At 40.7% G+C, this 20739-nt stretch carries 16 protein-coding genes and 1 pseudogene; 15 read left to right on the plus strand and 2 right to left on the minus strand.

What is annotated here, in order from left to right; genetic code table 11:
- Positions 1-2 precede the first annotated feature (2 nt).
- From FZC76_RS10535 to FZC76_RS10545, 3 genes are all read left to right on the plus strand, one after another.
- Positions 3-986, plus strand: a complete 984-nt coding sequence (locus FZC76_RS10535; RefSeq protein ID WP_148988151.1) for an alpha-ketoacid dehydrogenase subunit beta — start codon at positions 3-5, stop codon at positions 984-986.
- A 218-nt stretch (positions 987-1204) separates the two neighbouring features.
- Positions 1205-2548: a dihydrolipoamide acetyltransferase family protein gene (locus FZC76_RS10540; RefSeq protein WP_148988152.1), complete on the plus strand. Its 1344-nt coding sequence runs from the start codon at positions 1205-1207 to the stop codon at positions 2546-2548.
- Between the two features lie 304 nt (positions 2549-2852).
- Complete coding sequence (locus FZC76_RS10545; protein WP_148988153.1) at positions 2853-3818, plus strand: NAD(P)-dependent alcohol dehydrogenase; 966 nt, start codon at positions 2853-2855, stop codon at positions 3816-3818.
- Between the two features lie 61 nt (positions 3819-3879).
- On the opposite strand, the gene FZC76_RS10550 is transcribed toward FZC76_RS10545, so the two are convergent.
- On the minus strand, positions 3880-4308 hold the full coding sequence (locus FZC76_RS10550) for a hypothetical protein (protein WP_148988154.1): 429 nt from the start codon (positions 4306-4308) through the stop codon (positions 3880-3882).
- Between the two features lie 199 nt (positions 4309-4507).
- On the opposite strand from FZC76_RS10550, the gene FZC76_RS10555 reads away from it, so the two are divergent.
- The 8 genes from FZC76_RS10555 to FZC76_RS10590 all read left to right on the plus strand — a co-directional run bounded on the left by FZC76_RS10555 (position 4508) and on the right by FZC76_RS10590 (position 15911).
- The gene (locus tag FZC76_RS10555) at positions 4508-6370 is read left to right on the plus strand and encodes a methylmalonyl-CoA mutase subunit beta (protein ID WP_148988155.1); all 1863 of its coding nucleotides are present in this window, start codon (positions 4508-4510) and stop codon (positions 6368-6370) included.
- Entirely contained in the window at positions 6360-8537 is a 2178-nt protein-coding gene (gene scpA / locus FZC76_RS10560; RefSeq protein ID WP_148988156.1) for a methylmalonyl-CoA mutase, read from the plus strand. Before FZC76_RS10555 ends, scpA begins: the two co-directional genes overlap by 11 nt.
- Complete coding sequence (gene meaB / locus FZC76_RS10565; protein WP_148988157.1) at positions 8530-9549, plus strand: methylmalonyl Co-A mutase-associated GTPase MeaB; 1020 nt, start codon at positions 8530-8532, stop codon at positions 9547-9549. The genes scpA and meaB overlap by 8 nt, the downstream gene beginning before the upstream one ends.
- Positions 9550-9731: 182 nt before the next feature.
- A complete protein-coding gene (locus FZC76_RS10570; RefSeq protein WP_148988158.1) occupies positions 9732-10169 on the plus strand; it encodes a BrxA/BrxB family bacilliredoxin in 438 nt (145 codons plus the stop codon).
- Positions 10170-10771: 602 nt separating this feature from the next.
- Positions 10772-12286 carry a glycosyl hydrolase family 18 protein gene (locus FZC76_RS10575; RefSeq protein WP_148988159.1) on the plus strand — a complete coding sequence of 505 codons (1515 nt, stop codon included), beginning with the start codon at positions 10772-10774 and terminating at the stop codon, positions 12284-12286.
- A 207-nt stretch (positions 12287-12493) separates the two neighbouring features.
- Positions 12494-13186 carry a response regulator transcription factor gene (locus tag FZC76_RS10580; RefSeq protein ID WP_148988160.1) on the plus strand — a complete coding sequence of 231 codons (693 nt, stop codon included), beginning with the start codon at positions 12494-12496 and terminating at the stop codon, positions 13184-13186.
- Positions 13164-15404, plus strand: a complete 2241-nt coding sequence (locus tag FZC76_RS10585; protein WP_148988161.1) for a histidine kinase dimerization/phospho-acceptor domain-containing protein — start codon at positions 13164-13166, stop codon at positions 15402-15404. Before FZC76_RS10580 ends, FZC76_RS10585 begins: the two co-directional genes overlap by 23 nt.
- Positions 15405-15911, plus strand: coding sequence for an RNA polymerase sigma factor (locus FZC76_RS10590; protein WP_148988162.1), 507 nt, complete (start codon positions 15405-15407; stop codon positions 15909-15911).
- 137 nt (positions 15912-16048) lie between these two features.
- On the opposite strand, the gene FZC76_RS10595 is transcribed toward FZC76_RS10590, so the two are convergent.
- Complete coding sequence (locus tag FZC76_RS10595) at positions 16049-16762, minus strand: hypothetical protein (RefSeq protein ID WP_148988163.1); 714 nt, start codon at positions 16760-16762, stop codon at positions 16049-16051.
- 267 nt (positions 16763-17029) lie between these two features.
- Here FZC76_RS10595 and FZC76_RS10600 point away from each other — a divergent pair, with 267 nt between their 5' ends.
- From FZC76_RS10600 to FZC76_RS10615, 4 genes and pseudogenes are all read left to right on the plus strand, one after another.
- Entirely contained in the window at positions 17030-17818 is a 789-nt protein-coding gene (locus FZC76_RS10600) for a transporter substrate-binding domain-containing protein (protein WP_148988164.1), read from the plus strand.
- A 310-nt stretch (positions 17819-18128) separates the two neighbouring features.
- A complete protein-coding gene (locus FZC76_RS10605; RefSeq protein WP_148988467.1) occupies positions 18129-18755 on the plus strand; it encodes an amino acid ABC transporter permease in 627 nt (208 codons plus the stop codon).
- A complete protein-coding gene (locus FZC76_RS10610) occupies positions 18748-19470 on the plus strand; it encodes an amino acid ABC transporter ATP-binding protein (RefSeq protein ID WP_148988165.1) in 723 nt (240 codons plus the stop codon). Before FZC76_RS10605 ends, FZC76_RS10610 begins: the two co-directional genes overlap by 8 nt.
- A 595-nt stretch (positions 19471-20065) precedes the next feature.
- Positions 20066-20635 (plus strand): annotated as a pseudogene (locus tag FZC76_RS10615) (peptide-methionine (S)-S-oxide reductase); the annotation flags it as partial.
- Positions 20636-20739 lie beyond the last annotated feature (104 nt).

Below are 20739 nucleotides of genomic sequence, written 5' to 3' on the forward strand. Positions count from 1 at the left end.
TCATGGCAGTTATTTCTTATATAGATGCAGTAACAATGGCCATCCGTGAAGAGATGGAACGTGATTCTAAAGTATTTGTACTTGGGGAAGACGTAGGAAGAAAAGGTGGAGTATTCAAAGCGACAACCGGTCTTTACGATCAATTCGGTGAAGATAAAGTTATCGACACTCCTCTTGCAGAGTCAGCAATCGCTGGTGTTGCAATCGGTGCAGCAATGTACGGTATGCGTCCAATTGCAGAAATGCAGTTCGCAGACTTCATCATGCCTGCAGTTAACCAAATTATCTCTGAAGCGGCGAAAGTCCGTTACCGTTCCAACAACGACTGGACTTGTCCACTTGTTGTGCGTGCTCCATACGGCGGGGGAGTTCACGGTGCACTTTACCACTCCCAATCAGTTGAAGCAGTATTCGCAAACCAACCTGGTTTAAAGATTGTTATGCCTTCTACTCCTTATGATGTAAAAGGATTATTGAAAGCAGCTATCCGTGATGAAGATCCGGTTCTATTCTTCGAGCACAAACGTGCATACCGCCTAATCAAAGGCGAAGTGCCAACAGATGATTACGTTTTACCAATCGGTAAAGCAGACGTAAAACGTGAAGGAGAAGACATCACGGTAATCACGTACGGTCTATGTGTACACTTTGCACTTCAAGCTGCAGAGCGTCTTGCACAAGACGGAATCTCCGCCCACATTTTAGATTTACGTACGGTTTACCCGCTTGATAAAGAAGCGATCGTGGAAGCTGCTTCTAAAACAGGTAAAGTACTTTTACTTACAGAAGATACTAAAGAAGGAAGCATCATGAGTGAAGTATCTGCTATCATCGCAGAAAACTGCTTATTCGACCTTGACGCACCAATCATGCGCCTTGCTGGACCAGACGTACCTGCAATGCCATATGCACCAACCATGGAAAAATACTTCATGGTTAACCCAGACAAAGTAGAAAAAGCGATGCGTGAGCTAGCTCAATACTAATTTCTGATATAAGAGGAAGAGTGAACGAAAGGTAAAGTTGAGTTTCCTGCAGTTGATTGTAGTGGAAGGAGCTTGACTCCTGCGGGAAGAAGGGACATGGGAGACCCCGCAAGGCGAAGCCTGAGGAGGCTCCCGGACCGCCCGCGGAAAGCAAGCTCCTGGAACGGAGATTAACTGCAGAGTTCAACAGAGCCCATCGATTAAAGGAGGTTCTCATCATGGCAGTAGAAAAAATTACCATGCCACAGCTTGGGGAAAGCGTAACGGAAGGTACAATCAGCCGCTGGATCGTAAGCGTAGGCGACAAAGTAAACAAATACGACCCTTTAGCAGAGGTCATGACCGATAAAGTGAACGCAGAAATCCCATCTTCTTTTACAGGAACAATCAAAGAACTTGTAGCAGAAGACGGTGATACATTAGCAGTAGGAGAAATCATCTGCTATATCGAAACAGAAGGCGGCGGAGAAGCAGAAGCTACTCCTGACGCACCAAAAGAGGAAAGTGCACCTGCACCTGCAGCGAAATCCGAAGCACCATCAGCACCAGCTGCACAAGAGGATGCAGAGGCTCCGAACAAACGTCGTTATTCTCCAGCAGTGCTTCGTCTTGCACAAGAAAACAATGTAGATCTTGAGCAAGTAAAAGGAAGCGGAGCAGGCGGACGTATTACGAGAAAAGACATTCAAGCGGTGATCGATTCTGGTAACATTCCAACAGCAGATTCCAAGCCGGCAGCTACCCAAGCTCCAGCATCTGAAGCTCCGAAAGCGACGCCTGCAGCATCAGCGGCTCCATCTGCACCGGCAGCAGCAAGTGCGCCAAAAGCGGCTCAACCTGTAAATGTACCAGTGGAAGCAGGCGACATCGAAATCCCTGTAACAGGTGTACGTAAAGCAATCGCTGCAAACATGCTGCGCAGCAAACACGAAGCTCCACACGCTTGGACAATGATCGAAGTGGATGCGACAAACCTTGTAGAATACCGCAACTCCTTGAAGAGCGAGTTCAAGAAAAAAGAAGGCTACAACCTAACTTTCTTCGCATTCTTCGTAAAAGCGGTAGCGCAAGCACTGAAAGAATTCCCACAAATCAATTCCATGTGGGCTGGAGATAAAATCGTTCAAAAGAAAGACATCAACATCTCGATTGCAGTTGCCACTGATGATGCACTATATGTGCCGGTTATCCGCAACGCTGATGAGAAGACAATCAAAGGCATTGCACGTGAAATCACAGATCTTGCAAACAAAGTTCGTGCTGGTAAATTAACATCTGCTGAGATGCAAGGTGGAACATTTACTGTCAACAACACTGGTTCGTTCGGATCTGTACAATCACAAGGTATCATCAACTACCCACAAGCAGCCATCCTGCAAGTGGAGTCCATCGTGAAACGTCCAGTAGTCATGGACCACGGCATGATCGCTGTTCGCGACATGGTGAACCTATGTATGTCCCTTGACCACCGTGTACTTGATGGTCTTGTATGCGGACGCTTCCTAGCTCGCGTTAAAGAAATCATTGAGAAAATGTCTAAAGAGAATACTTCAATCTATTAATAGTTTGGAACCAACCGATAAAGTCCTCCTCGAATGGAGGGCTTTATCGGTTTTTTGTTTTCGCCCGATTACTCGTGTAAATTGCCTGTAAAATCAAATTTTCGCCCGAATGCAGTCAATTTTCACCCGTAAATCTCAAAAATCGCCCGAAAGGCCTTCAGAATCGCCCGAAAAGTTTTCACCGATACTTCGGCCGTACGTTAATATTTTTAAAATGTCTACATACAGGTGGACGTATTTACTTGTAGATCAACATACAATGGTTGCAGGCAAATAAAAAACTTTTCCCCAGAGGAGGCAGCCTATGAAAGCTGTTGTGTACACCAAATACGGTCCACCAGAAGTACTTCAACTGAAAGAAGTCGATAAACCAGTTCCGAAAGATAAAGAAATTCTAGTGAAAATAGTGGCGACAGCTGTCAATGCAGCCGATTGGCGATTGAGAAAAGCAGACCCGGTAGCAGTAAAATTGTTCTTTGGGTTGACCCGTCCAAAGAAGTCCATTTTAGGCGGAGTCCTGTCAGGTATAGTTGAGTCTGTTGGAAGTAAAGTTACTCGATTTAAAGCAGGGGACCAGGTTTTTGGATCAACAGGAATGAGCCTAGGAGCTTACGCAGAATATATATGTCTGCCTGAAAATGGAATTGTAGCAATGAAACCATACAATCTAAGCTATGTTGAGGCAGCTACTGTTCCATTCGGAGGACACACTGCCATTCATTTTTTAAGAAAAGCAAATATAAAACCTGGTCAAAAAATTCTTATTTACGGAGCATCAGGTGCAGTCGGAACTGCTGCAATTCAACTCGCCAAATTATATGGTGCTGAGGTTACAGGGGTATGCAGCACAGCTAATGTTGATTTGGTGAAGTCATTAGGGGCAGATAGAGTAATGGACTATACCAAAGATGAAATCGATGGAGAACATTATGATGTCATTTTCGATACTGTAGGGAAAATTCCATACGAAGCGGTCAAGAAAACGCTTAAGAAAAAAGGAACCTGGATACTTGGAGCTTCGGGATTCTCTCAAATGTTTCAAGGGTATTGGAGTGGGATGACGAATGGCTATAAAATAATTTCAGGTCTGGCATTGGAGAAAGAAGAAGACATTAGGTTTTTGAAAGAGCTGATTGAAAAAGGCAAGTATAGAGCAGTTATCGATAAAAGCTATCCGATGGAACAATTATCAGTTGCTCACAGCTATGTAGAAAAGGGACACAAGAAAGGTAATGTTGGGGTTATTATCGATGAAACCTACAATCAATAAGTAAAATAAAAAGGTGTAGGAAACCGATATGTTTCCTACACCTTTTTTTCAGATATTCAGTTTATCTGTTCGTTAAGAACGTCCCATCCAACTCTCGCATCTTATCATAAGCATCCAAAAGGTGAGCAGGTACAACCGTCCTACCAAACACCCACGCATTTTTTTCGATTTGTCGCATCAAGATTTCTTTTTCATCTTCTCCTCCATACATTAGGATCCTCAAGTCATGCTTGTTTTTCTTAAAATCCAGGAAATAGCCGATTTCATGGAAGAGTATGAGTTTCACAAAGTTTTCATCTGTTTCTCTAATTTTATTGTTAATCTTCGCTTTGTATCCGTTAATCTGTAAATAATTGAATTTAATTGTGTTAGTGGAAATATTAAAACTCATTGGGGCTTTCAAGTTATTGTCAAATTCATAATTAATATCTAAACCAAGTTCCTCAAGTGTTTTATTGATTATGTTTTCAATATTCCATATGTATAACATCGCTACAAATCACTACCTTTTTAAGAAACTATCATTTATATAGTAAGTATAGTTTTTTTGCCGGGTGAATACTACCGAAAAATAAGTAATTCCAATGCTTTCTTTATTTGCCGTGCCCACATAACTATATTAAAATAAATATATGAACTTTTGAAAAATTTAAATTTGTAAGCGATTACTCAATTGAGGGGACGAGGGGATGAAGATGAATAGATTAAAAGACATGAAAAACAATAGTTTCCCGAAAGTTACAATGGAAGAGTGGGTGGAGCAGGCAGAAAAAGCGTTAAAGGGGAAACCTGTTTCCAAGCTCAACACCGCTACATACGAAGGTATAATACGTAAACCGGTATATACAGAAAATGATAAAACAAATGCATCCAAACAATTAATAGAGAAGTCTGATTGGAAAGTCAGCCAGCAACTTTATGCATCAACATCATTCGAGGAATTAAATGCTCAAATGAAAATGGAACTAGAGAGTGGCTTGCAATCCATTCATTTTGCTACTTATCCGTCAACAGAACCTAATGCACTATTAATAAAAGATCAAACAGACCTTAAAAAACTATTCAATGACATCCCCATGAATGACATAGCACTCCAAGTACATGCTGGAGCCAGCGCCACAACATTCATCAATGCATTGATCGATAGCGGGATGGAAACGAAGAACTTGCAAGGAATCATTGGGGCAGATCCTGTTGGGGAGCTTGCAGCAACAGGCAGACTTAGTCAACCTTTGGAGCAGTATTATGACGAAATAAAATCCAATATAGAGTGGAAGGAAAACAAAGCTCCACACCTTAAAACAGTTTGGGTCCAGTCCAACGCCTATCACAACGGGGGAGCCAATGCTGTGCAGGAGCTTGCGGCTGTCATGGCGACGGCCGTTGAATATTTGCAACAACTGATGAATAGAGGTTTGACTATTGGTGAAGCTTCCCAGGAAATAGCATTCATGTTTCCGGTAGGAAGTGACTTTTTCATGGAACTTAGCAAGCTGAGAGCGGCACGAGTGTTATGGACAAATATCGTGGAAGCTTTTGGGGGCGATGAAAAAGCACAGAAGATGACAGTCCATGCAACAACTTCTATGTTTACCAAATCTAATCTTGATCCGTACGTCAACATGCTCCGGTCGACAACTGAGGCATTCTCTGCCGCAATAGGGGGAGCAGACAGTATCAATGTGGACAGCTATCAGCAAGGTAAAGATGCTTTCTCACGAAGAATTGCAAGAAATACCCACTACATTTTAAAAGAAGAGAGCTTTTTAAATAAAGTAGAGGATCCAGCAGCAGGCTCTTTTTACGTCGAAAATCTGACAAATCAATTGGCTGATGAGGCATGGAAGCTATTTCAGGAGCTGGACAAGCTTGGCGGAATTGTGGAAGCGCTGCGAACGAATTTCCTACAGGACCGGATTGCTGAGGTAAAAGAAAAGCGTCTCAAGGATGTCCAATGCAGGAAAAAAGTGTTGGTCGGGACTAATAAGTTTGCAAATCTTCAAGAGGAGCTAAATTGGAAAATATGCACAAAACCTATTGAAGAAAATGAACATGCTCCAGTCAAGGTACAGGGCATTCAACCATTAAGGCTATCTGAAGCCTTTGAAAGCCTGCGTTACCAAGCGAAGGTGTATCAGGAGAAACAGGGGACAGCGCCAAAAGTTACCTTGATTAATCTTGGTTCGTTGGCAACCCACAAGGCCCGAACTGACTTTGCATCAGGCTTTTTCCAGGTAGGAGGTCTTCAGCCTGTACTCAGCCCAAGCTTTGAGGATGCTAAAGAAATAGTGGAGTGGGTCTCTGAACAAAACATAACTGGCTATGTATGCATCTGCGGCAGTGATGACACTTACGAAGAGATGTTAAATGCAGCGTTGATGGCTGTTAACTCTCCTAACCGAAAAGTATTGGTTGCTGGCTTACCTGAAGCTGGACGTCAAAAAGAGCTGCAGGAAATAGAGGTTAGTGATTTCATTCATATGCGCTCCAATTGTTATGAGCAATTAGTAAAGATACACCAAGAAATGGGGTTGACCGACAATGAAGCCTGATTTTTCAACAAGAACACTAAATAAGGAAACCACAGCTACCCAAGTCCCACTGTCCAATGAAGCGGTGGAAGAACTATTTTATGAAACAAATGAACAAATCAAATTGAAGGCTAATTACACAAAGGCCGACTTGGATGGAGCCAATCACTTAGGAACTCTTCCTGGTATCGCTCCGTATTTGCGGGGACCTTATCCGACGATGTACGTTAACCGTCCATGGACAATCCGTCAGTATGCCGGTTTCTCGACAGCAGAAGAGAGCAATGCTTTCTACAGAAGAAACCTTGAGATGGGGCAAAAAGGATTGTCGGTTGCCTTTGACCTTGCGACACATCGTGGCTATGATTCTGATCATCCCCGTGTTGAAGGGGATGTTGGAAAAGCTGGTGTGGCCATTGATTCTATTCTTGATATGAAGGTTCTCTTTGATGGAATTCCACTGGATAAAATGTCTGTATCGATGACAATGAATGGTGCGGTCCTGCCTATTATGGCCTTTTACATCGTTACAGCTGAGGAACAAGGGGTCAGTCCAGAGAAGCTTTCAGGAACCATTCAGAATGATATTTTAAAAGAGTACATGGTTCGTAATACGTATATTTATCCTCCTGAGATGTCCATGAGAATCATTGGCGATATTTTTGCTTACACGTCCCAGCATATGCCGAAGTTCAATAGCATCAGTATTTCCGGTTATCATATGCAAGAAGCAGGAGCTCCGGCGGATATTGAGCTTGCCTATACGCTTGCAGATGGTCTGGAATATGTGAGAACTGGACTTGAAGCTGGCATTGATATTGATAAGTTTGCGCCAAGATTATCATTCTTCTGGGCGATTGGCATGAACTTTTTCATGGAAGTGGCGAAAATGAGGGCTGCTCGATTTATCTGGGCGAAGATGATGAAGGAGTTCACGCCTCAAAATCCAAAATCCATGGCTTTAAGGACACACTCTCAAACATCAGGATGGAGCTTGACGGAGCAAGATCCATTTAATAATGTCACGCGCACTTGCATTGAAGCACTAGCAGCTGCCAATGGGCATACGCAATCTTTGCACACCAACGCATTGGATGAAGCAATTGCGTTACCAACGGACTTTTCCGCACGTATCGCCCGCAATACGCAGTTGTATTTGCAGGAGGAAACGGAGATAACCAAAGTTATCGATCCTTGGGCTGGCTCGTATTATGTGGAAACATTAACGAAGGAATTGATTGATAAAGCTTGGACACATATTGAAGAAATTGAAGAGCTTGGTGGTATGGCAAAAGCGATTGAAACAGGATTGCCGAAGATGAGAATTGAAGAAGCGTCGGCACGCCGTCAAGCGAAAATCGATTCAGGGAAAGAATCCATCATTGGCGTGAACAAATTCCGTTTGGATAAAGAAGATATGGCTATTGATGTTTTGGATATTGATAATGCAGAGGTTCGTAAAAAACAAATCCTTCGCTTGGAAGAACTTCGTGAAAAGAGAGATGAAACGGAAGTGATTTCTGCCCTAGAAGCACTGACAGATGCGGCTCGCACAGGTCAAGGTAATCTGTTGGAGCTAGCCGTGGACGCTGCCCGTGCTCGAGCAAGTCTAGGAGAAATTTCAGATGCTATTGAAAAGGTAGCTAATCGTCATCGTGCTGTTATCCGCTCTATCAGCGGCGTATATAGCAGTGAATTTTCCAATGAGGAAGAGATGAAGACTGTGAAAGATAAAATTGAGGAATTCCTAGAGCTTGAAGGAAGAAGGCCGAGGATCATGATTGCTAAAATGGGCCAGGACGGACATGACAGGGGAGCAAAAGTTATATCCACCGCATTCGCTGACCTTGGATTTGATGTGGATATCGGACCTCTTTTTCAAACACCTGCAGAAACAGCGCTGCAAGCAGTGGAAAATGACGTGCATGTTATCGGTATCAGTTCCCTTGCTGCCGGGCATAAAACACTTCTTCCACAACTCGTGGAAGAGTTGAAAAAATTGAACCGTGAAGACATTATCGTGGTTATTGGCGGGGTAATCCCAGCACAGGATTATGAATTCCTATTTAGCAAAGGTGCTTCCGCTATCTTCGGGCCTGGAACAGTCATCCCGCGGGCAGCTGAAAAGGTTCTAGAAGAAATATACGAACGCCTTGGCTATGAGGAAGTGGAAGAGACGCATGACTAAAGAGCGTAAACCTCGTAAAAAGGTGCTCAAAAAAGTGGAGCGAAGTACAGCGGACATCATTTCTGGTATCCGTGCAGGAGTCCGATCTGACCTCGCTCAAGCCATCACGCTTGTAGAAAGTAATGCAACACGCCATTTTCATAAAAGCCAAGAAATCATACAAGAAATTATGCCTTCGACTGGACGCTCTGTCCGCATCGGTATTAGCGGCGTTCCAGGTGCCGGTAAGAGCACTTTTATTGAAGCATTTGGATTGTATTTGTGCGAGCAGGACCATAAAGTCGCTGTCCTTGCAGTCGATCCGAGCAGCTCCAAAACAGGTGGTAGTATTCTTGGGGACAAAACGAGGATGGAGCAACTTGCCAGGCACCCTAAGGCGTTCATCCGTCCGTCTCCTTCTAGTGGCACATTGGGTGGAGTTCATAGGAAAACGCGTGAAAGCATTCTTTTATGTGAAGCAGCTGGTTATGACGTGATTTTAGTAGAAACTGTTGGAGTCGGACAAAGTGAAGCAATAGTGCGTGATATGGTGGATTTCTTCTTACTGCTTGTTTTAACAGGTGCAGGCGATGAGCTGCAAGGTATGAAAAAAGGTATTATGGAACTTGTGGATGCGATTGTCGTGAATAAGGCGGATGGAGAAAACAAATCAAGGGCTGAGAAAACAGCTCATGAATACAAACAAATTCTTCATTTCTTGCAACCTGCAACAGAAGGATGGGAAACGAAGACCTTTACTTGTTCTGCTTTGAATAATGTAAATGTTGATAAGACGTGGAAGATTGTTCAGGAGTTTATGGTAAGAACCAAGGAATCTGGGGTTTTTGTGAATCGCAGGAATGGACAAAAGAGGACCTGGTTTTATACTTCGTTAAAGGATCAGATAGAGCGAATGTTTTTTGAAGATGAGAAGGTAAAAAAAGAGTTGCGGGTGCTTGAGAAGCAAGTTGGGGAAGATGAAGTTTCTGTATCTTTGGCTGTAGAGAAGTTAATTGGAAGTTACAGACATTAATTAGAGAGCACAAAAAAAGGAAAGTGAGCATATCACTTTCCTTCATCTAGGGAGTATAGGGGTATGGATATCTAGATGTTACAGATATAATACCCGCCAAATTAGAAAATAAACCTTTTTTGTTTTTTTATTTGAAAAAAATTGGTATGATAAGAGTAGTTTAAAACTTGAGGTGATACAACATGAATATCGATTTTAATATGTTTATGAATGATGTTGTTCGTACTGCCAGAGAAGAAATGGATAACGCTGGATATGAGCAACTTAGAACAGTAGAAGATGTTGAAGAAGCATTTGCACGTAAAGGGACGACACTTGTAATGGTCAACTCAGTTTGTGGTTGTGCCGGCGGTATCGCTCGTCCAGCTGCAACTCATGCGGTGCATTATGACAAGCGTCCAACAAACTTAGTTACTGTGTTTGCAGGCCAAGATAAAGAAGCAACGGAGAAAGCACGCGAATATTTTGAAGGCTATCCGCCATCCTCTCCTTCTTTTGCTTTATTGAAGGACGGCAAGATTGTAACGATGGTAGAAAGACACGAAATCGAAGGCCATGCGCCAATGTCTGTTATCACAAAGCTTCAAGGGTATTTCGAAGAGCATTGTGAAGAGCTTTAAAAAATAATTAGAAGAGTGCCGGTTCCTTTTAAGGGACCGGTATTTTTTGTTGTTTAAAAGATGATAAAATAATTGGATTATAGAATAATCGTTAGGGTAATTCTAAATCGTCGTTATGAAGGCCTCAGTGAAGAAGAAAAAAGAGAAGAGAGATCTTCATTGGGGTGATGAAGACTTCAGTGACGAGGAAAAAGGAGAAGAGAGGTCTTCATAGGAGTGATGAAGACTTCAGTGACGAGGAAAAAGGAGAAGAGAGGTCTTCATAGGTGGGATGAAGACTTCATTGACGAGGAAAAAGGAGAAGAGAGGTCTTCATGAGCGAGATGACCTCGATGACGAACAAAAAGGAGAAGAGAGGTCCTCATAGATGAGATAAAGAGCTTGGTGACAATGAATTATATTCGATCAGGCAAGAATAAGGCGTTAGGGAAAGATCCGGCCAATATTTCAAAGCATCTAAGACCTTGATTCCATTTTGGCGTTTACCAGAAGGTAAGTGCTTTTTTGTTGTAGCATTGAAAGCTAATATTTACCGCTACATCCTCCACCATTAGCATATTACAATAATAGTTAGGCAGTTTAATAGGAGGAAGTTACAGAATATGCAACTTAGACGGAAACTTACGTTTTTTCTTTTGGCTCTCCTAGCTTTAGGGAGTGCTATAACTATATATTTATTTAATTCCACAAAGCCAGTATCTAATTCAACCCCAGAAAAGAAACAGAAAGTCGAGGAGGAACTAACTGACAACCCACCTGAAATTATCAATTTTACACATACTTCTTTAGATAAGAAGGAAGATGATGTAGTAAGCGGGGATGTAGAACTTCAAGTAGAAGCAAAAGATGACAACGAAATTAGTAAAGTTGAATTTTATTCTAGCAATGGTGCTTACTTAATTGGCGAAAAGGCAGAAGCGCCATACACTATCAATTGGTCTACCGATCCTTGGATAGAGAATGGAGAGCAGATACTGAAAATCATTGTGTATGATAGCGCCGGACAAAAGGCGGAAGCAACGAAAAAGGTAACGGTAGACAATAAAGAGGCAGCGGAAGCAGACTACAAAATGGTCGGGTATTATGCTGGTTGGTCCAGATATTCGGGGTTTAATGCCTCCAATATTGATGCTAGTAAACTGACACACATCAACTATGCATTTGCTAATGTTTCAGACGATGGAAGTATAGTTGTGGGCGACCCAGCAATAGATTTTCAAAACTTTAAGCAGTTACGACAGCTAAAGGAGCAGCACCCTCATCTAAAAACAATGATTTCTGTAGGAGGGTGGACTTGGTCGAAGAATTTTTCTGACGCAGCAGCTTCAGAAGATTCAAGAGCAAGGTTTGCAGAAAGTGTTCTTCGCTTTATTTTAGAAAATGGGTTTGATGGAGTGGATTTGGATTGGGAGTACCCGGTGAGTGGGGGACATCCTGATAATGTAAATCGCCCGGAGGATAAGCGTAATTACACACTTTTACTTAAGAAGATCAGGGAAACCTTGAACGACCAAGAAAAAAAGGATGGCAAAGAGTATTTGCTTACAATCGCAGCAGGAGCCAGTGAATCACATGCCGCAAACATGGAATTATCAGAGTTGCATCAATATGTAGATTATATACAGTTAATGACCTATGATATCAATGGGGAATGGGATGAGTTGACCGGTTTGAATGCGCCATTGTATCCAGATCCCAATAGTGAGTTCAGTTGGCAGTGGAGTGTAAAGGACGGTATTGATACTTATATATCAAGTGGAGTACCTTCAGAAAAACTAGTAATGGGTATGCCGTTTTACGGACGTGTTTTCCATGAAGCTAATACTGACAACAATGGATTGTACCAGGCCTTTAATGGAGGTACTTCGTTAAGCTATGGAAAACTCAAAGCAGATTATATTGGCAAAAACGGATTTGAACGTCATTGGATAGAAGAGACTCAAGTCCCAGTTCTATATAACGGAGAGACGTTCATTAGTTATGATGACGAGGAATCTATTGCGAAGAAGACCGACTTTTTAAAAAAGTATCATCTTGGTGGAGCAATGATGTGGGAGTTGAGTCAAGATCCCGAAAGAGTACTTTTAAATCGAATCTATAAAGAACTTAATAAATGATGAATGGGAGGCACGCTATTAATACTTTGCGTGTCTCTTTGTTTTACACCGAATAAATTGTAATTACCTATGTTTCCCACTTCGCAACAATTATATAATAGGTTAGTAACTTAAGAAATTCTTAAGAAAATACTTCAATAATACTTAAGATTTACCATATATGATGTGTACATAGAGAAACAATGGTAAGTGGGAGAAGGGTGAGAGATGGCGAACTTTACAGTGTTAATAGTGGACGATGAGAAGGAAATACGAGATGCGATCGAAATCTATTTAAAAAATGAAGGTGTTAAGGTTTTAAAAGCTAAAGATGGGGTGGAAGCGCTAGAAATGCTTCATGAAAATGAGGTGCATCTCATTTTACTAGATGTGATGATGCCAAGGCTTGATGGGATATCTGCGACGCACAGAATTCGCGAGGAGAAGAACATCCCGATCATTATTTTAAGCGCAAAAAGTGAAGATACTGATAAAATCCTTGGACTTCAGGTAGGAGCGGATGATTATGTAACAAAGCCGTTTAACCCTATGGAGCTTGTTGCAAGAGTGAAATCCCAGCTCAGGAGGTATGTCACACTTGGAACGTTTGAAGGAATTAAGAAAGGCATTGACTTGAACGGACTGACCATTGATAAGGAGTCGAAAGAAGTTACGGTTCAGGGAGACCCGGTTAAGTTGACACCGATCGAATATAAAATAGTGGAACTGTTGATGACCAATGCCGGACGGGTATTTTCCATCAATGATATATACGAGCGAGTATGGAAAGAGCCTGGCTACAATGCGGAAAATACAGTAGCGGTTCATATTCGAAAAATTAGAGAAAAAATAGAGATAGATCCAAAAAATCCAAGATATTTAAAGGTGGTATGGGGGATTGGGTACAAGATGGAGAAATAGAATAGTTGCTATTTTAATAGCACTAGTTTTTGTTTGTGGAATAAGTGGAAGTTTTTATTTTATTTATAACTTAGATAGATTTGGCCAGAAGAGTTATTTTGAAACGGAAGAATTTCAATATGAACTTCAGGAATATGCAAACTACTTGATTATCAACGAGTTTGGGTCAGTATCAGCAGATAGTGTAAAAGAGAAAATTTCCGTTTCCATGGAAGAAATAGGAGAACACCGATATAAATACGGTTCCTTGGATGCGCAGTTAGATAATATTCGCTATCAATATGAAGAAAGAATTCAACTTGCGGAGAATGGTGAAATAAGTGAGGAACCGGAAGAGCTAGTTGCAGAAAGAGATGAAGTGCTAGATGATATTAGAAAAAACTTCTCAAGTGATGAGCATGTAGAGAAGAAAATAAGAGCGGAAAAAGAACAAATAGTGGAGGAGTATTTCGCAAAAGATCCAAACTTTCAATCGTATCCATCAAGGTTCCACCAAGATTTTCAGTACTTTTTTGAACAAGATGGGGAAAGTTTCACCAACATAGGCGCAAACAAAACTTCCGTAGATAGAATGTTCAGTGACGAAAATATGCAATACGTAACCATTTATACTATAAGGGGAGATGACTATTTTAATTCCTACAATTGGCCATATGAGGATTGGCTGTACCAAATAGTCGCAGAAGTGAGAGGGGACTTTGAAGGGATTATTGGTGTTCCAAAAGGACTAGCTTCGGATAGCGAATTAATGATTGCAAAAACTGGTTATGAAGAAAATAGAATATGGTTTTGGAGACTTGGGATAGGATCATTGATTGCTTTATTGTTTTGGTTTGTATTGATGATAAAAGTTGTTTCCATACCAAAGGAACGAGGGAAATGGCAAAATCTATATAACAAAATTCCAGTTGATCTAAGCGTTGTAGTGGTAGGATTCTCTGCTTTATTAATCTTATTCAGTCTAATGTGGGTTCATGATTCTATCAATCTGCTAACCTACAATAGCTCAACCATGTATTTCACTGAACTTGTTATAAGTGTAATGATCTCTACTATTTTAAGTTTACTCACTTACGTCCAGTTACGCTATTTGACAAATAGTATGAGGGGTATGACTGACTTCAAACAACAAGGGAAAAATAGTTTATTATTTATTATTTTTAAAACCTGTAAAAAAGTATATCAACGCATCTTTGAAGTTGTTAAGGAAGCATTTCTAAATACAGCTACTGGCATCCAAGTGTTTATTCTCCTTGCGATAGTCTTTGGACTAGGTTTTGGTTTCTTTATGATTTTCTTTGATATAGCTTTCTTCCTACTATATTTTCTCTTCGCTGTTTTCATAGGTGTACCAACACTCATTCACTTAGTAAAAAGTGTCGGTTATTTCAATAAGATCTCCATCAAAACAGAGGAGATGGCATCAGGTAAACTGGGGGAGCCAATCGAAGTAAAGGGGAATTCCGTTCTTTCTAAAATGGCAGCTAACCTAAATGTATTAAATCAAGGGGTAAAGGTGTCCTTAAATGAGCAGGCAAAAAGTGAGCGTTTGAAAACGGAATTGATTACAAATGTCAGTCATGATCTTCGAACACCTTTAACCTCCATTATCACTTACACGGAGCTTATGAAGAAAAACGACCTAACGGCTGAGGACCGCTCTGCCTACCTTGAGATTATTGATAGAAAGTCACAACGGTTAAAGGGGTTAATTGAGGATTTATTTGAAGTTTCCAAAATGGCGAGCGGGAATATCGAGCTGGTAAAAGAGCGTGTGGACCTTAATCAACTTCTGCAACAGGCGTTGGCGGAATACGATGATTCATTAAAAGAATCTAATCTGCAATTTCGTGTTACCAACACGGATAAACCTTTATATGCCTTGGTGGATGGACAGAAAATGTGGCGTGTATTTGATAACTTAATCGGAAATATCATGAAATACTCCCTGGAAAATTCACGAGTATATATACAAGTCCATCAGTTAGAGAACAAAGCAAAAATCACGTTCAAAAATGTATCAAAATACGAATTGAACGATCAAAGTGAGGAATTATACGAACGCTTTAAAAGAGGGGATACCTCGAGACATACAGATGGTTCTGGACTTGGCCTTGCGATTGCAAAATCTATCATTGATCTTCATGGAGGCAGTCTTGACATTGAAACGGACGGCGATTTATTTAAAGTGAATATCTGTTTGAGAGTGGTGGAATAAGTGGATTTCACTACAATATATAATGTGCATTATGATAGGGTCTTTCATGTGAGTCTCTCCGTAATTCGCGACCGCCAGTTGGCTGAAGACAATGTGCAGGAAACTTTTATAAAGGTGTATAAAAAGTTGGATAGTTTACAAGAGAGTGATAAAGTAGGTGCTTGGCTCTGCGTGATTGCAACGAGAACAGCTATTGATTTTATCAGACGAGAGAGAAAAATCGGTGGATGTCCAATGGAATTAGATCTGTTAGATAGTCTTGGAAAAGAAGCAGGCCATAATGTTGCAGCAGAAGTGGAAGCGAAATTGTTGAAAGAGCTCTTGGATGAAAAGATGGAAGACTTCACAATTGAAGACAAGAAGCTGCTCGTTCTTAAAATGGAAAAGGGATTAAAGGAGCGGGAAATCGCTAAGGCTTTAGAGATGAATCCAGCTACAGTGAAATCGAAGATCCATAGAGCTAGAAAGAAATTAAAAGAGCGCATGGCTGTAGAGTTGAGTGCTTAGGGGGATTATTGTTGGTGCAGGGGACACATTTCGTAAAAAGTGCTCCCTGCACTTTTTTTGAATAGGAATTGGTATAAATGTTTTGCTAAAGAAGTTCTTACGAGGACAAACTCCAATGGGTATATTTAAGAAAATAATTATCTAGATTCAAAATCACGTTGATCTCTTTCATCCAATTTTGCAGATATTTCTTCAAGTATCGCTTCAATATCCTTCGTTTGATCCTCTTCTATCCTTGTCAAGGTAGCGTTTATTTCATTAAACTGATCGTTCACATCATGCCTGAATAAATAGAATTCTTCCCGAAGTGTACCAGTGGTATTTGTCAAAGAATGAAGCTCTTCTTTTATCTGATGTTGCCCAGCAGAAAGGATAAATGTCTTTTCACTCAGACCGCTGATTTCTTCCCTCATAAGCATTTGGTTCTCTGATAGGATGGAAGTTTTTTCGTTAAGACTGCGAATCTCATCTTTCATCAGAATCTGGTTCTCTGATAGGATGGAAGTTTTTTCGTTAAGACCTCGAATTTCATCTTTCATCAGAATCTGGTTGTCAGAGAGCATGGAAGTTTTTTCGTTAAGACCTCGAATTTCATCTTTCATCAGAATCTGGTTGTCAGAGAGGATGGAGATTTTTTCGTTAAGACCTCGAATTTCATCTTTCATCACAATCTGGTTGTCAGAGAGGATGGAGGTTTTTTCGTTAAGACTGCGAATTTCATCTTTCATCAGAATCTGATTATCAGAGAGAGTGGAAGTCCTGTCATTCAATTCACTTAATTCTTTTTTTATTTCAACCTTAAAATCCAACATCCTATTCAAAATCAAATCCAATTTAGCATCTGTATTCATCTATGTTCACCTCCTTTTTCTAGTCCATTGTAATTATAACATGAACCTAAACTAATGGAATAATAACAAAAGGTACATATTTCAGAATAATAAAAATATAAAAACATTATTTATCTTTATTAACTATATTGCATAAATATTAACCTGTGTTAAAATACACTTATCCGAATAAACATACATCATAATTATACTTGATTTAAATGTAGGTTTGTTTCATAATTAGATTAAATTTTTACTTTTCTGAAAAAAGAATAGGGGGAAATTATTGTGAAAAAATGGTTTTTGTATTCATTTATTAGTATTTTAGTAGTAGGTTTGTTATCTGCTTGTGGAACATCCGGCAATGAGGATGAAACAAGTGGAGAAGGTGAAGATGGAAAGAAAGTGTTAGTAATGGGAACTTCCGCTGACTATCCACCATTTGAGTATATTGATACAGAAGTAGGAGAAGAGATTATCGGTTTCGACGTTGATCTTGCAAAAGCTATTACAGAAGAGCTTGGTTACGAATTGAAAGTTCAAGATATGGATTTTGGAAGTTTAATCACTGCGATGAAATCAGGTAACATTGACCTTATTTTGGCAGGTATGACGCCGACAGAAGAGCGTGCAGAGCAAGTTGATTTTACAAATGTATATTATACTGCTAATCACATGATTGTTTCATTGAAAGATAGCAAAATTACTAGTTTAGAAGATTTAGAAGGTAAAACGGTTGGTGTACAAATGGGATCCATTCAATTTGACAAAGCGGAAGAAATTGCAGAAGAAGTGAATATCACTATTGAAAACCGTGACCGCATCCCACAAATTGTACAAGATCTAAAAACAGGTCGTTTTGATGCAGCTATCATTGAAGATACAGTTATGAAAGGCTTCATGGAAAAAGATGCAGACCTTACTGGGTTTACATTAGAGTCTGATGAAGAAGGATCTGCCATTGCCCTTCCTAAAGGCAGTGAATTGACGGAGGAATTTAACCGAGTTCTGAAAGAGATGGAAGAGAACGGTGAGATGGAAAAGTTAATTAACAAATGGTTTGGTGGAGAAGAATAAGCCTTCATGTAATCAAAAGGGTGCAGTATTCGCCCTTTTGATTTTCTTGTTAATATCAGAATACGGTTTTACACCGCTGATGATTTCCGTGCAAGGCTTCGCTTTCCACGGGGCGCTTGGGGAGCCTCCTCGGCAAGCCTGCGGGGTCTCCCCTAAGCGCTACCTCCCGTAGGAGTCTTCGCCTTTCACTCCAATCATCCGCTAGTAAACTGTATTTTCATACTTGCCTTTGCTAATTAGGTAATTTGACAGAAAGGACTGGTAGCACTTGACGATTGACTTCTTAGATTTTAGCGCCATCACGGGTTCGATGGATTATATTCTTGCCGGTGTGAAGGTTACCCTTCAAGTCGTATCACTAGCAGGGATTATTGGTTTTATCATCGGAACGCTGTTGGCATTATGTAAGATTGGTAGAATCAAACTACTTAAAATTTTTGCGGATGTTTATACATCCATTTTCCGAGGAACTCCGCTTGTTCTTCAATTAATGTTAATATTTTTTGGACTCCCTCAAGCAACTGGCATCACATTTGAACCGGTCACTGCAGCCATCCTTGCATTCGGGTTAAACTCCGGGGCCTATATTTCGGAAGTTATTCGAGCAGGAATTATGGCGGTTGACAAAGGGCAGCGAGAAGCAGCCATGGCTCTTGGCGTACCATATCGCCAAATGATGAAAGACATCATTTTACCACAAGCACTGAAAAACATTTTACCAGCACTTATGAATGAATATATTACGCTTACGAAAGAGTCGGCTATTGTTACGGTCATTGGAGTAATGGACGTTATGAGACGTTCTTTTATGACAGCATCGAATACTTATGCATATTTGGAAGCATTTATTTTCGCTGGACTTATCTATTATTTGTTAGTAATGATACTCACGTTAATTGGCAAGCTCATTGAAAGGAGAATGAGACGCTATGATTAAAATAGAAGATTTGCATAAGTCCTTTGGCAAGTTAGAGGTGCTAAAAGGGATATCTACACAAATTAAAGAAGGGGAAGTAGTGGCAATCATAGGGCCTTCTGGTTCTGGAAAGTCCACTTTACTTCGCTGTATGAATCTTTTAGAAGAGCCAACTTCTGGTCACATTTGGATTAAGGACCAAGACGTTGCAAATAAGAAAACGAACATCAATAAAGTGCGTCAGGATTTAGGAATGGTGTTTCAACACTTTCACTTGTTCCCTCACAAGACAGTTCTAGAAAACTTAACGTATGCTCCGGTTTCTGTAAAAGGAGTATCGAAAAAGGAAGCCGAAGCGAAAGGGTTGGACTTGCTTGCAAAAGTGGGACTAGCTGAAAAAGCGAAAGAATATCCTAATCGCCTGTCCGGTGGGCAGAAGCAGCGTGTTGCGATTGCACGAGCTCTTGCGATGGATCCAGAAGTTATGTTGTTTGATGAACCAACTTCCGCCTTGGATCCAGAGATGGTAAAAGAGGTACTGGAAGTAATGAAAGCTCTTGCTCATACAGGAATGACGATGGCTATTGTGACACACGAAATGGGCTTTGCACGTGAAGTGGCAGATCGCGTGTTGTTCCTTGATGATGGCATGTTGGTGGAGGATGCGCCACCTGCTGAGTTTTTTACCACACCTAAAACAGAACGTGCTAAGGTGTTTTTGGAGAAGATGTTATAGGATTGACGAGGGACCAGCTCTATTTTGAAGAGCTGGTTTTCTATTTTAGTGTGAGGACAATGTTAGCGTGAAAAAGGGAAACATGGTCTTCATAGGGCGTGTATGAGGACAAAGTTAGCAGAAAAGGAGAAACACTGTCCTCATAGGGCATGTATGAGGACAAAGTAAGCGTAAAAGGAGAAACATTGTCCTCATAGGGCATGTATGAAGACAAAGTTAGCAGAAAAGGAGAAACATTGTCCTCATAGGGCATGTATGAGGACAAAGTAAGCGAAAAAAGAGAAACACTGTCCTCATAGGGCATGTATGAGGACAAAGTAAGCGTAAAAGGAGAAACACTGTCCTCATAGGGCATGTATGAGGACAAAGTTAGCAGAAAAGGAGAAACACTGTCCTCATAGGGCATGTATGAGGACAAAGTAAGCGTAAAAAGAGAAACATTGTCCTCATACAACAGCTTCCCATACATATTTATTCATGCTAACTTAAAACTAACAAATAATAACTCTTCCAAAAGAAAGGAGTACAAAATATGACCAATCGCGACCACAACCTTCAAACCGCAACTCTCGGCATGGGCTGATTCTGGGGAACTGATGCCCGGTTCGGGTATTTAAAAGGAATCATCCGCACAAGGGTAGGCTACGCAGGTGGCACCACGCCTGCACCAACCTATAAACAAATGGGAGATCACACCGAGTGCCTACAAATTGATTATGATCCTACCCAAATAACTTTTGATGAGATAACCCGGCATTTTTGGAACTCCCACAATTCTAATCGTGGTAACTATAAGGGGAGACAATATCTGTCTATCTTTTTATTTCATGAAAATTATCAAAAGGAAGTACTAGAAAAGTTTAAGCAAGAAACCCAAGACACAAACGCACAATTAATAGGAACGGAAATTGCACCAATAGTTCATTTCACGCTCGCTGAAGAAAGGCATCAGAAATATTACCTGAAAAGATATTCAAGTGCGACACAAAAGTTACGAGAGCACTTCCCTACCGAAGAGTCATTTACAGATTCAACTTTGGTAGCGAGGTTAAACAGTTTTGTGAAAGGATATGGGACCCTTGCTACCTTGAAAGAAGAGATTTTGGTTTGGGATAGGGAAGACGCAGCCAAGTTAATATCGTTGGTCAATGGATTAAAACGGTAAATTGGTTTGCACGCTGGCTAATCTATTAATAGGAAATGGATGAAAACACTCATAAGCGGTATTTAACTGCTGCGGAGTGCCTTGATCCAAGACTTCTATTTGAC

This window comes from Sutcliffiella horikoshii, from assembly GCF_008180725.1.
Taxonomy (GTDB): domain Bacteria; phylum Bacillota; class Bacilli; order Bacillales; family Bacillaceae_I; genus Sutcliffiella_A; species Sutcliffiella_A horikoshii_B.

What these genes read in the sequence shown, in the direction of transcription:
- meaB (WP_148988157.1), top strand. Translation starts at nt 8,530, where the DNA reads ATGACTAAAGAGCGTAAACCTCGTAAAAAGGTGCTCAAAAAAGTGGAG.
- FZC76_RS10580 (WP_148988160.1), top strand. Translation starts at nt 12,494, where the DNA reads ATGGCGAACTTTACAGTGTTAATAGTGGACGATGAGAAGGAAATACGA.
- FZC76_RS10610 (WP_148988165.1), top strand. Translation starts at nt 18,748, where the DNA reads ATGATTAAAATAGAAGATTTGCATAAGTCCTTTGGCAAGTTAGAGGTG.
- FZC76_RS10575 (WP_148988159.1), top strand. Translation starts at nt 10,772, where the DNA reads ATGCAACTTAGACGGAAACTTACGTTTTTTCTTTTGGCTCTCCTAGCT.
- FZC76_RS10605 (WP_148988467.1), top strand. Translation starts at nt 18,129, where the DNA reads ATGGATTATATTCTTGCCGGTGTGAAGGTTACCCTTCAAGTCGTATCA.
- FZC76_RS10550 (WP_148988154.1), bottom strand. Translation starts at nt 4,308, where the DNA reads ATGTTATACATATGGAATATTGAAAACATAATCAATAAAACACTTGAG.
- FZC76_RS10555 (WP_148988155.1), top strand. Translation starts at nt 4,508, where the DNA reads ATGAAGATGAATAGATTAAAAGACATGAAAAACAATAGTTTCCCGAAA.
- FZC76_RS10570 (WP_148988158.1), top strand. Translation starts at nt 9,732, where the DNA reads ATGAATATCGATTTTAATATGTTTATGAATGATGTTGTTCGTACTGCC.
- scpA (WP_148988156.1), top strand. Translation starts at nt 6,360, where the DNA reads ATGAAGCCTGATTTTTCAACAAGAACACTAAATAAGGAAACCACAGCT.
- FZC76_RS10545 (WP_148988153.1), top strand. Translation starts at nt 2,853, where the DNA reads ATGAAAGCTGTTGTGTACACCAAATACGGTCCACCAGAAGTACTTCAA.
- FZC76_RS10535 (WP_148988151.1), top strand. Translation starts at nt 3, where the DNA reads ATGGCAGTTATTTCTTATATAGATGCAGTAACAATGGCCATCCGTGAA.
- FZC76_RS10540 (WP_148988152.1), top strand. Translation starts at nt 1,205, where the DNA reads ATGGCAGTAGAAAAAATTACCATGCCACAGCTTGGGGAAAGCGTAACG.
- FZC76_RS10595 (WP_148988163.1), bottom strand. Translation starts at nt 16,762, where the DNA reads ATGAATACAGATGCTAAATTGGATTTGATTTTGAATAGGATGTTGGAT.